The sequence below is a fragment of the Bacillus cereus group sp. RP43 genome (genome assembly GCF_040459645.1).
GTDB lineage: Bacteria > Bacillota > Bacilli > Bacillales > Bacillaceae_G > Bacillus_A > Bacillus_A mycoides_C.
The window spans coordinates 1-12,229 of the sequence record NZ_JARVHQ010000002.1 but is presented as its reverse complement, the minus strand read 5'-3'; the positions used below and the strand labels follow the sequence as shown (position 1 = coordinate 12,229).

Below are 12,229 nucleotides of genomic sequence, written 5' to 3'. Positions count from 1 at the left end.
CTTACTTCTAACTGTGTTTTAGAGTTGATAAGAATTTTTCTAAAGACTCTTGGTCTAATTTCGCTTCTGGAAAATCACTTGCTACAAATCCTACCTCTTCTGTTTCAGAACAAAACGAGATGAGGGCTTTAATATTATCCAAAATGTTATCTATAAGACCTTGAATTTCTATCATTGAAAAAACTGAGCTGTAATTGACTCTTAGACAAAATCTGTTTCTAAATATATACGGTTCAAATTCCAATAAATAAATTCTTTTTTCTCGATAGTCTTTAACTGTTTCACTGAGATAGCTATGAAAAGAGAAAAACTCTGACTGAAAGAAAGATTGATCAATTTTCCCCAAGTAGTTATAACTGAATAATGCATCAGGAAACATCACGGCCGGACTTTTGTTTATCCACCTAGCTATACCATATCCAATACCTTCGTTCGGCAGTTCTCGTATTATATTTTTGACATACTTTAATAGGTCTCCATCCGGTGCTAAAAGATTAGAATCCCTTAAAAACACAGGATAAACAGATGTGAACCATCCAACAGTTCTAGAAAGATCGATTTCTTGCTGAAACGGCTTACGACCATGTGATTCTATATCTATTAGAACACCATCATCTTGAGTGAACTTCTTCAATGCTAAAGCAATAGCGGCTAAAACTGTCTCGTTTACTTTCGTCCCATAATACTTAGGTACTTCTTTCAGGAGCCCTCTAGTTTCCTTTTCATCTAAGAAGCTCTCTAGTTGCTTCCTGGTCCCTTCTGTTCCTTTTTCTAAATGAGATAAGTGATTGAATTTCATGCTTTTCTGTTGAATCCAGTAATTTTTCTCTTTATCTAGTATCTCTTGAGGCACACTAGATAAAGAATTAGACCATTCTTTATAGGAAGTAGCTTCATGAAGAAGCTTCAATTCATGTCCGGATAAAAGCTGATCCATGAGCACATCTAAATCTTGCAGCAATATCTGCCAAGAAACCATATCCACAACAAGATGGTGTGCGATAATGACCACTTCATTATCAAGGTAATTCCCCATATTAAAGTAAGCTGCCGATATCAGTGGCCCTTTTGTAATGTCCAGAGATTTCTGTAAATTCGTTGCATATTCTATAACCTTTTTATTTTGTTCCTGTGTTTTACTGAAGTCTATGTACGTCACATCCAAGGATTGGTTGTCATTCATGTACTCCTGTATCCAGCCCGTTTCTCCCCTTGAAAATCTCAATTGCAAAGACTCATGAGTCTCCACGAGACATTCCATGGCCTGCTTAAAGAAATTAAAAGTTACAGAATGGCGGACCTTCAGGCGAAGAGCCTGATTCCAATGATTAGGGTATAAAAATTGTTGTTCAAAGAACCATTCTTGAATTGGTGTTAACGGTACTACACCTTCCGCTTTCCCTCTTTTCAAATGTTGTTCTTTAACCTTTTCCATACAAATGGCCATATTAGCAATGGTCCTTTTATCAAAGATGTCCTTTGGCTTTAAATTCCATCCTTTTTCCATAGCTTTGGAGGAAATTTGAATGGCAAGTATAGAGTCTCCACCCATTTCAAAAAAACTATCCTCTATCCCAACTGATTCGCCCAATACTTCTTGAAAAATAGTAGTAAGTTCAATCTCACGGCTTGTTCTCGGAGCTGTGAACGTCTTGGATGAAATTTCATTTTTCATTTCCTGCAGTTTTTTTGTATCCACCTTTCCATTTTGAGTCAATGGAAGTTCAGGCAAAACGACAAATTGATGTGGCACCATATAATGAGGCAACTTATCTGTTAGTTCCACTTTCAGTTCTCCTATTGAAAAATCTATAGATGAAGTGGCAATATAAGCAACCAGTCGGGCCCCTTTTTTATTTTCTTGTTTAACTAATACTACTGATTTAAAAACTTCTTGGTGCCCTTCAATTGCAGCCTCAATCTCTGCCACTTCAATACGAAAACCGTTTACTTTTACTTGGCCATCCATCCTACCTAAAAATTGGATACTACCATCTTCATTGTATCTAGCCAAATCACCAGTTTTATACAATCTGTCTCCGTTCCCAAATGGATTAGGTATAAAGCGTTCGGCTGTCATTGTCGGCTGATTATTATATCCGCGAGTTATCCCTTGACCTGCTATATAAATCTCTCCTACTGTCCCTTTCGGTACAAGATTTAATGAGCTATCAAGTATAAATATCCTTGCGTGTGCAGAAGGAAAACCAATTGGTACTACCGAATGCTGTCCATCTTCTAATTGATAACAACTAGCCCAAACCGTACCTTCCGTCGGGCCATATTCATTAAACATAGTAAGAGATGGAAAATGCTCATTCTGAAAAGAATGTAAACTTTGCGGGAACTGCTCTCCAGCTACAATTACAGTTTGTAAATATCTAATTTGCTTTTTATTTGCTTGATTCAGCAGCAATTGAACAAACGATGGTACACTTAAGATGTGAGTAACTTGCTGATTCTCCATTATCTCTATGAGCTGTTTGACATCCAATCGTTTACTTACCTCTGTTAGAACAATTTTCCCTCCAACAGCCAACGTCCAGAAAATCCCTACCATTGAACTGTCAAATGAAATGGATGAAAGTAAAAGAAAGTTGCAACAACCAGAAAATTCGAATGATTCTTTTCTGGCCATCATAGAATAATAAATATTTTCATGAGTCACCATGACTCCTTTTGGTCTACCTGTAGAACCCGAGGTGTAGATAATATAGGCAAGCTGCTTAGGAAGAATCGGTTTATCTATTTCACCTGTTTCAGTAAAGAGATCTTTTAATTCAATTACCTTAGCCTCTGACTGATTGAGTTTAAGCTTTTCGTCGGTTAATATATACGAGATACCTGCATCATTAATCATATATTTAATGCGTTCCATTGGATAATTGAGATCTAAAGGAACATATACAGCTCCTGCTTTTAAAATTCCTAGGATCCCTGCAATTGTTTCTACTCCTTGCTTGACCGCTAACCCAATTCTTTCTTCCGGCGCAATACCCAATATCTGCAAATTTGCAGCCAGCATCGTAGACTTCTTTAAAAGCTCAGCATATGTCAATGATTCTCTGCCCATAGACACAGCTATTGCGTCCGGATTCTTCTTCGCACACTTTTCAATTTCATTAATAATAAATGGGGCTTGGCTTTCTTTTACCAACTGAGAACGGTTTAGAATAGTCAATTGTTCTGTTATTTCGTTTTCCGGCAAAAGGATATAATCTCTTATTCTAAGTTGGTTATTTCTAGCAATTTGTTTTAACAATTGTTGATAATGACCGATAAACCTATTAATAAGTTCAGCGTCATATTTCTCAGGGTCGTAAAGCCATCGAAAGTGTAATTCTTTGTTATATTCCACGCCTTCTAGTTCTATTTCAAATTGGGTAATGCTTCTGTTAAGAGGGTAGACTTCAATTTCTAATGAACCTAGTTTCCCTTTTGCCCCTCCCATCCCTAGAAAAGCGGCACCAAGATTGTTCTTTGTTATGCTTCTCATATTTTGAAAGCTGAACATTACATTGGTGTGGTTTTGAGCATCATGCAGCCCGTTTTCTTGCATAAGTTTTGTTAATTGAGAAAAGGAAATATCCTGGTTTTCAATGCTCTCTTGGAGTGTCTCAGAAACTTGCTTTAAAAGATCTGTAAATACATTATGTTCTTCAAAATCACCATCAATATATAAGGTATTCGCATAGAAGCCTACATGATTCAGTATCTTGGTATTTCTTCTCGAAACAGGAGTAGCTATCCATATATGCTTTTGGTTGCTATATCTATGTAACAAGAGCTTAAAACCTGTTAATAACACAGTATATAAAGTTGTGTTATTTGTTTTAGCTATTTCTAACAATTTGCTTTTCAGTATTTCGTCAATAACTAAAAACGAAGATTCACCGTTAAAAGAATGCGGTAAAGAATTCTTTGCCGGAAGGCTAACAGGATGAATACCCTCTCCGTTTACTAATCTCTCAGACCAATAGCTCCGCTCCTTTTCACTCCTAACACCCCTATTTTTTTGTCTTTGCTCTCGAGCAAAAGCTGCATAGTATCCCGTGGATGCGTGAATTTTTGGTTTTTCTCCCCTCAATAGCTCATCATACATTCGTCCAAATTCTTTCATCATCACCATAATGGACCATCCATCGATTGCTAAATGATGGACAATGAAAAGGAGAATCTTTTGATTACAGCTATTTTGGTAGATTCTAATCTTTATAACCGCCCCTCTCTCCAGTTCGAAAGGTGCATGAGCTTCATCTGCTAATCTTTGATCAAATGCCTCTTTTGATAGTAAGGAAAAATCATAAAACTTAAAATCAAGAGTCTTTTCAGGATGAATATACTGTTTAGGTTGTCCATCTACTAATGTGTAATTTGTCCTTAAAGTTTCATACTGATCCATAACTCCTTGGAAGGCTTCCTTTATTACTTTGATATTGGCGTCTTCGGGTAGTATCCAGGCTGAAAACATGTTTAGATGGTTCTGATTTTGCGATAAGTAATGAGATCGCCACAAATCCTCTTGATTTGGTGATAAAGGATTATGGTTACCTGCTTCTTCGATCATAAATATTCTCCTTTTAATTCATTTATTTATGGACTTTAGCCTACGTCATTAATAATTTGCTGTGATGTCATCAAACCGGACTTGATAACTCCATAAACGCCGTGTATATTATTTGTCCAGTGGCCTGTAAAATAAAGCCCCTTTACAGGAGATTTTGGACCCATTTTTGCAAGCCATGGCTGCTCTTTCACTTTACTCCACCCATACATCGCTCCATTCTGGTTTCGCGTATATCTTAGTATTGTACTAGGTGTAGCTAGTTCATGTAGGACGATTCGTTCCTTGAAGCCCGGAAGTTGCATTTCGATTCGATTTAAGAAATCATCCAATAGAAAATCTTTACCTCGTTCTAAACGAATATTTTCTATCTCATCGTAATTACAAAGTGCTGTGACCGTTACTATTGCATGTTCAGGAGGTGCTAGACTGGGATCAACATGACTTGGACAGCAAATAGACATTGGTGTAACTGACTTCTCTTGAGGATGATATAAATAATGAGGATTATGGTGCACATGTTGTGGAAAAACAAATAGTTCATGTGGTATATTCTTGCTCCAATTATCATCGTCTTTTATTCCTGCATACAAAACAATAGCAGAGCATGATGGTGTCAATCTTTCAAATTTCTTTTTATACAATGAAGAGAGATGCTCCTCTCCCAACAAATCCATATAGGTACTTTTCATGTCAGCGTTTGATACAATAACATCGGAATAATATTCATTACCTTTATGGTCTATAATCCCGGTTACTTGTCCGTTAGACATCCGAATTTTTTCAACTTTCCTACGTAAAACGATGTCTGATCCGTTCGCTTTAATATAGTCTCCCAAGAGATTAGCAAAAGCTTGTGTGCTACCTTTTGGATAAAACGCACCGTTGTGGTAAGACATGAGAACACTTATAATATACTGTGCGGATAATTTATCTGGCGATTCTCCAGCATATAAAAACAATGTACTTAATACTGCGATAGCTTTTGGATTATTTAAGTAACGTTCTAAAAATTCCGTAAAAGAAACATTACGAATGCCAGATAGTTCTTTAATAATTTCTTTTCGAGCAACCTCTTCCTGCGTTTGGGTTGAGCTTACTTGAAGCAGAAGTCCACCAATTCTTATAATTTTGGAAATGACCTGCTTGATTCCCTCCTTTTCGTCTGGAAACCATTCACACATCTTTTCTTCTAATTCATAAAGGTTTGAGGGGATACTGTACCTATCTTCCCCAATACTTGCAACGTACATTGGATTTATTTCAATAAAATTGATTTTCTGATTTAACCCAAGGCTGGATAGGAAATTTTCAATTAATCCACCTTCTTCACACCCACCCATTAAGTGTACGGCTGCATCAAAAATAAATTTCTTTCTTCTAAACGTGCTGGCACAGCCTCCTATTACATAATGCTGATCTATTACCAACACTTTCTTTCCCGAATGCACTAATTTCCCTGCAGCTGAAAGGCTTCCTAAGCCTGCTCCTATGAAAATAGCATCGTATTTTTTCATTTTGCGTCACCCACTTTGTCTTCTTTAAAGTAAATATAATCTGTGCCTATTGAAGGCAGCTTTCTATAGCCTTTTACATCTACATAGGATTGTTCTTTACATATAAATATTACCGTGTTAGCTTGTTTTTCCTTGACGGTTTCAACAATAAAAAAACACTTTCTTTCTTTATAATCAAATAATTCATTTTCATTTTTGAAAAAAAACCTATACCTTTCACTACACTGACTTCTTTCTTAGCGTGTACTAAGTTCCTTCTTCTCCTCCTTATAAGTTTATAAAGAGGATTGTCTGTTATCGTAGTCCTATATCCTTATCCTATTTTTATATTAATAGAATTTTCAGTTATCGTCTATTGAGAAAATCTATTGTTTTTTGGTCTCTTAATCAGAAAGTTAAGACGAAATTTTCTCAATATGACAGCTTGTTTTCACTAAAATAAAAAGATCTTTACCATAATTGGTAAAGACCCTTTCTTAGATCAATATATATATAAGGCAGTAGTATAGAAAAAGGTGTACACTCCATAATTCTATTAATATAAATCTCATAGAATAGTGTATTATATATTATTCAGAATCTCTAACAAAGGGCATAGTCATACAACGAATACTCCCCGCACCGTGTTGTAGATGATCTACTTGAACGCCTATAAAATTCATATCCGTGAACTGCCTTTGATAAAACGAAACTACTTCCTCATTGACTAAAGCCGTATTTTTATCCAGGTTAATAAAATTAGTATAATCAATTAAGTAGTTTTTATCAGGAAGCCAATAAATAGAGTAACCGTGACGGCCTACGAACTCATCAATCGTGTTTAATTCCAACTTTTCAGACTCATTTGAATTTCTATAAACCGAAACAGTAGTAAATTTCAGGAATGGAGCAGCCAAAAATAAATTTTCGCCTAGAATGTTACATACCACATCTAGATGAAGGGATTCCATAGTTCTAGGAAGAGAAACAAAACCAACTTCTTCTACTCCTAGCTCAAATAAAAAAAGTGCCAATTCCTTTTTATTATTGGAACGATGTCCTGTATTAATCAAAACGCATTCCGGACTAACAATTAAAAAGTCACCAAACTCTAATGAAACACAAGAAGGAACAAAATAGGTATGATCCGCATCAAACCAATCCACTAAAGCAGACTGAGTATAAAAGAAGTCTGCTTGCCTAATTTCGTTGCCTGAGACTCCTATCAATAGTTTGTCACCATATACAGCTCCTACATCCCTTACGAAGATACGATTCACGAGCCTGTCCCACAACGAATCCTTTGACTCGTTACTTACATCATGTACTTTACAGCCAAAATTTTCTAACTTCGTTTTCAAAAGATGATGCTGTTCAAGTGCTAATTCAGCTATAAAATCATGTACAAATCCAACAGCTGGCACTTCGGATCCCAAGACATTATATTTTGTTGGTGCACATAATAAGACCTCTTTTAAAGTCCCATTCTCAGAGTTACAAAATGGCTTAATTTTATTTTTTAGCATGGTGATAAGCTTCCTCCTTAATGGATAGTAAGAAATTTTAATGGTTGAAAGTATTACCTAAGAACATGAATAGATATATGACATTGTAATAGAATGATAACGTTATAAGTGCTTTTATTTCAATAATCTCTTAATTATAAAGATTCGGATAAAGATGCATTTACATAGAAGTCGTAGTCTTAGTTACAAAGTGGTAGGGTACCTGTTATTAAATTCGCATTAGTCTGTTGCTAGAAAAATAATTTTGTATTCTTATTTTTTAAATTTTAAAAATTATCTTTCCTTTCCTCATTGTTTTTGTAATAATTACCGATTAAGGGGATTAATTGAAACCCTATGCATTTAAAATTTTAGGGGGTGAATAATTTTCCGTCAACTATTTTTTGTATTAATATGAGGACAAAACATTAAATCCTCTGTAATCAACTTTGATAAAATACTTAAAAATATTTCTTAAAATAGAGTATACAAGGAGGTGAATAATTGAAAATATATGCAGTGGATGTTAGTAATCATCTAGATAGAAAATATTTTCAACATCTATTTGAATGTTTAGGCTCGCAAAAACAGTATAGGATTCAGTCTTTCCATCATGATGATGATAAAGAAAGAACCCTAATTGGGGAAATCTTGATACGCTATATGATTAGTCATTATTTGAATATAAAGCCTGATAGGGTAATACTCCAATGTAATACATATGGGAAGCCTTACATAGAGGAGGATCCCGCCTTTTTCAACCTTTCACATTCAGGGAAATGGGTAGTAGCTGTAATAGATCACAAGGAAAATGGAATTGATGTACAGGAAATTGGAAAAGTTGACATGAATGTAGCTAAAAACTTCTTTTTACAAAGAGAATATTTAGAACTAATGCAACTAGAAGGTGAGGCTAGAGCTAATTTATTTTATGAACTTTGGACACTAAAGGAAAGTTATATAAAGACCATCGGAAAAGGGCTTTCCATACCCCTTAACTCTTTTACTTTTGAAAAATCGAAAGAAAACCAATATCAATCTTTAACAGGAAAAAAATCGGTTTTTTTCCAAACATATAACATAGACCCTCAATACAAAATGGCACTGGGTTCTTATAACACTCAACTGGCCCAAGATGTAACCATATTAACAAGTCAGCATCTGTATAGACTCTTTGTAAATTCTCTACAAAATGAGCTAATCATTTAATGTCTAACAAAAGAGTTTATATAACTTTCACCTAGAAATACCTCATAAATCTTTAAATAGATTAAAACTTAAGTTAATCAATTTAGTAATCAAAAATTAGGAAGGTGAAAACATGGAAAAAATGAGACTTTTATGCTTACCTTATGCAGGAGGATCTGCAGCCTCCATTTACTTGCCGTGGAAAAGAAAATTGAAGGAACAAGTGGAAGTTATTCCTCTTGAATTAGCTGGCCGGGGAAAAAGAATCAAAGAACCCTTATTGCAGTCAGTTGACGAAATGGTGACAGACCTTATCGAAAAAACATCCCATATGTTAAACGAGGGGCGACCGTATGCTATATTTGGCCACAGTATGGGGGGACTATTAGCATACCAATTCTGTCGAAAAATTAATGAATTGAATTTGCCGCAACCGAACAGCCTAATTGTTTCAGGATTTCAACCTCCTGATATTAAATTGAAAGGCAACATTCACCTTTTACCAATTGATGAATTTGCTAAAAGAATGGCGCAAAACGGAAATATTCCCACCTCAATTTTTGAAGATTCCAACTTGTACAACCTTTTCATTCCGATCTTATATTGTGACTATAAAGCTGTCTTTAACTATGAATACCAGCCTGCAGATAGAACGAAAACTGATTTGCATATATTTACGGGGAAGAATGATCACCCAGTCTACTATCTCAGAAAAGAGTGGTCACGACATACAACTGGAAAATTTGAAGAACACGTTTTTGAAGGCGGTCACTTTTTTATTCGTGAAGATGAATTAGAAGTCCTAAATAGAATTATATCTATCCTTTCATCGAATAAACTCATAGAGCAAAGCTAAAGTAACAAAGTTGGTTAGTAAACATTTGCATATAACCTCTAAATCTTCGACATACTGATATTAATATTCTAGATAACGTAATCAGTATGAAAAGTAAAATTTACACAAGCAGAATATTATAAGTCAAATATTAACTTGTTAACCATGAGATAGTATGTACAAATTATTTATATTTGATATCTACTATTTCTTTAATGATTAGCTGATTTTAATTAGTCAGCTTTTATTTCTTTAAACATCTTATATTTATCATGTTTTCTGCTTGTGCATACTGCACTATAGAAGTCATATATCTATAGATATTAAATCATAGAGTAAAAAGGAAAGAGGCGGGAATTTATTTGTACACAAACTGGTTCTGGTGCAAAAATAAAACAAAAGAGAATAAAGCGCATATATTCCTAACGAAATCGTATCTTATGCTGAAAGTCCAAACAATTGATGGATGAATTCTTTCTGATTTTGGACAGACTGGTCCCGTAAATTAAGCTGTTCTTTTTTAATCATATGCATGGCTTCTACTCCAGAAAGAATGGATGTAGCTGTGTCAAAACATTTGAACCCTAGCATGGAACGGATTCGCTTCTTTATAAAGCGCTGATCTTGTTCTACTATGTTATTCAAGTACTTTTGTTGTCTAAGTTGCATACCATCAGGTATGCTTTTTTCTTTTTTTAACTGTTCAATTGCTATAGGATAAGCCGGGTTCTTATCGACTGTTATAACACGTGCTTTGAAACATGAAAAGACCGCAAAGCTTTTTTGAAAAAGCGCTTTGCTGCCTTCTGGTCTCTTGTTTTGTTTAGGAAAAAATCAATTGTGTTTCCTTTCGAATCAACAGCACGATACAGATACATCCATTGACCTTTTACTTTCATATAGGTTTCATCGACTCTCCAAGAATCATTTGTTTGTTTGAGGTGACGACGGATTCGTTTATCCAATTCAGGACCATACTGATGAACCCAACGCATAATCGTTGTATGAGAAATGGATAAACCCCGTTCTTCTAGCATTTCCACCAAATCACGAAAACTGAGGTTGTACCGTAGGTACCATCTTACCGTTAACAAAATAATATCAGGCTGATAATGCTTCCATTTGAATACATTTTCCTTTTCCATACCAATCACGCACACTTTCTAAAGTAATAGTAACAGTATGTCCAAGATTTATAGATTCATTGCAATTGTCCTGAAGTTTTTGCACCAGAACCGTTATTTGTCATGTCCTCTTATAGTTTTCTAGAATCTTAGTATTTTTCAACACAAAAATCTTCAATAGCCGTACTCGTTTTCTGTGAACTGTTATCAGTTTCCAGGTAACTCTACTATAGAAATTACATTTAATAGATACTGAATGTTCATTTATTTACCAATGGATTAACTTTGAAATTTACTAAGCTTAAATCTTCAATAGCTTGTTGTAGTAAGTATGAAAGATCAAAAATTAATTCTAATGTTTTTATTTATTTTAATTTCTAAAACAAGATTTATTAAATATAGTATTCTATATTTTTTGTCATTTTTTCAGGAAGCTTAGCATATTCTAAATATATAAAAAGAATCCTGTAAATTTCTAGCTCATGAAGCTAAACCAAACACTTTATTCATAAAGTGTTTTTGATCTTAGACAGACTTGTTCGACAAAATAAGTTTTCTTTTTACTCTAATATAGGCTTTATCGACTCCTCACGAGTTGTTTGTTCATTTAAGATGATATTTGTATTGTCTCTTCTAATTAAGGCCTATATGGATAAACTCAGCGTATAATTGTTGTCTGAGCAATTAATACATCTCCTCCCTTTAGTTCATACTGATAGTGCTTCTATTTGAGCTAATTTTCCTTTTCATACTGATTACACATCTTTTGTAAAATAACACCATCAATATCTTCAAGTATTTAAATTTATTTTTTACTTAGTGAAAGACTTTTACCTTTTAGATAATCAAGAGATGCGCATTTTTCAGACAGTACGTTAAAACCTAATATAATATATATCTTTTATATAAAAAGAATATAAAGATAAAACTATTATACTTATGAAAAATGGCCTACAAACTCAGTAATAACAGTGTCTGCAAAGTTATAGAACCATAAAAAATCGAAAAAAACACTTATTGGAAATGTATTTATTGCGTTTTACGTCGCTCTAAATATACAAAATATCATAAAGTTGAATTACTTAACCTACATATAATCAGCATCATTTTGATGCGTAAAAGTGTATATATGATTAATGGTAGTCTAGCTTAAATTAATAATATGATTTCCACATACGCTATAAAATAATCCACATTTTATTAACATTTAGAAGTAAGTTATAGACATAATTCAGTAAATCAACATTATTAACAAAAAACATTCTGATTTTAAGTAGCTTTATATATAAAACGTTTATATATAAAGCTTTGAGCTATTTTATTGTACACATTTGGACAATATTATTAAGATATCCACTGAATTAATATATATATTTACGATTTTTAGTAGATTAAATGCCAGTAATGGAACGAATGTTCAGAAAAAAGAAAAGTGAAATTGTGAATTACTGATTATATTTTAGGAATTTTGTATAGAAGTGTATAAAAAAAGAGAGGTATTCTAACTCAAATTTAAG

At 33.9% G+C, this 12,229-nt stretch carries 5 protein-coding genes and 1 pseudogene; 2 read left to right on the top strand and 4 right to left on the bottom strand.

Going from position 1 to position 12,229, the window contains the following annotated elements:
* Window positions 1-7: 7 nt before the first annotated feature.
* The 3 genes from QCI75_RS26830 to QCI75_RS26820 form a co-directional block, all read right to left on the bottom strand.
* Entirely contained in the window at window positions 8-4,567 is a 4,560-nt protein-coding gene (locus QCI75_RS26830) for an amino acid adenylation domain-containing protein (RefSeq protein WP_353761596.1), read from the bottom strand.
* Between the two features lie 35 nt (window positions 4,568-4,602).
* Window positions 4,603-6,081: a phytoene desaturase family protein gene (locus QCI75_RS26825; RefSeq protein WP_353761595.1), complete on the bottom strand. Its 1,479-nt coding sequence runs from the start codon at window positions 6,079-6,081 to the stop codon at window positions 4,603-4,605.
* A gap of 569 nt (window positions 6,082-6,650) precedes the next feature.
* The gene (locus tag QCI75_RS26820) at window positions 6,651-7,586 is read right to left on the bottom strand and encodes an arginine deiminase family protein (protein WP_353761593.1); all 936 of its coding nucleotides are present in this window, start codon (window positions 7,584-7,586) and stop codon (window positions 6,651-6,653) included.
* A 483-nt stretch (window positions 7,587-8,069) separates the two neighbouring features.
* Here QCI75_RS26820 and QCI75_RS26815 point away from each other — a divergent pair, with 483 nt between their 5' ends.
* Window positions 8,070-8,774 carry a 4'-phosphopantetheinyl transferase family protein gene (locus QCI75_RS26815; RefSeq protein WP_353761592.1) on the top strand — a complete coding sequence of 235 codons (705 nt, stop codon included), beginning with the start codon at window positions 8,070-8,072 and terminating at the stop codon, window positions 8,772-8,774.
* Between the two features lie 112 nt (window positions 8,775-8,886).
* Window positions 8,887-9,609: a thioesterase II family protein gene (locus QCI75_RS26810; RefSeq protein WP_353761591.1), complete on the top strand. Its 723-nt coding sequence runs from the start codon at window positions 8,887-8,889 to the stop codon at window positions 9,607-9,609.
* Window positions 9,610-10,026: 417 nt separating this feature from the next.
* Here the strand turns inward: QCI75_RS26810 and QCI75_RS26805 are convergent.
* Window positions 10,027-10,733 (bottom strand): annotated as a pseudogene (locus QCI75_RS26805) (IS6 family transposase).
* Between the last annotated feature and the right edge of the window lie 1,496 nt (window positions 10,734-12,229).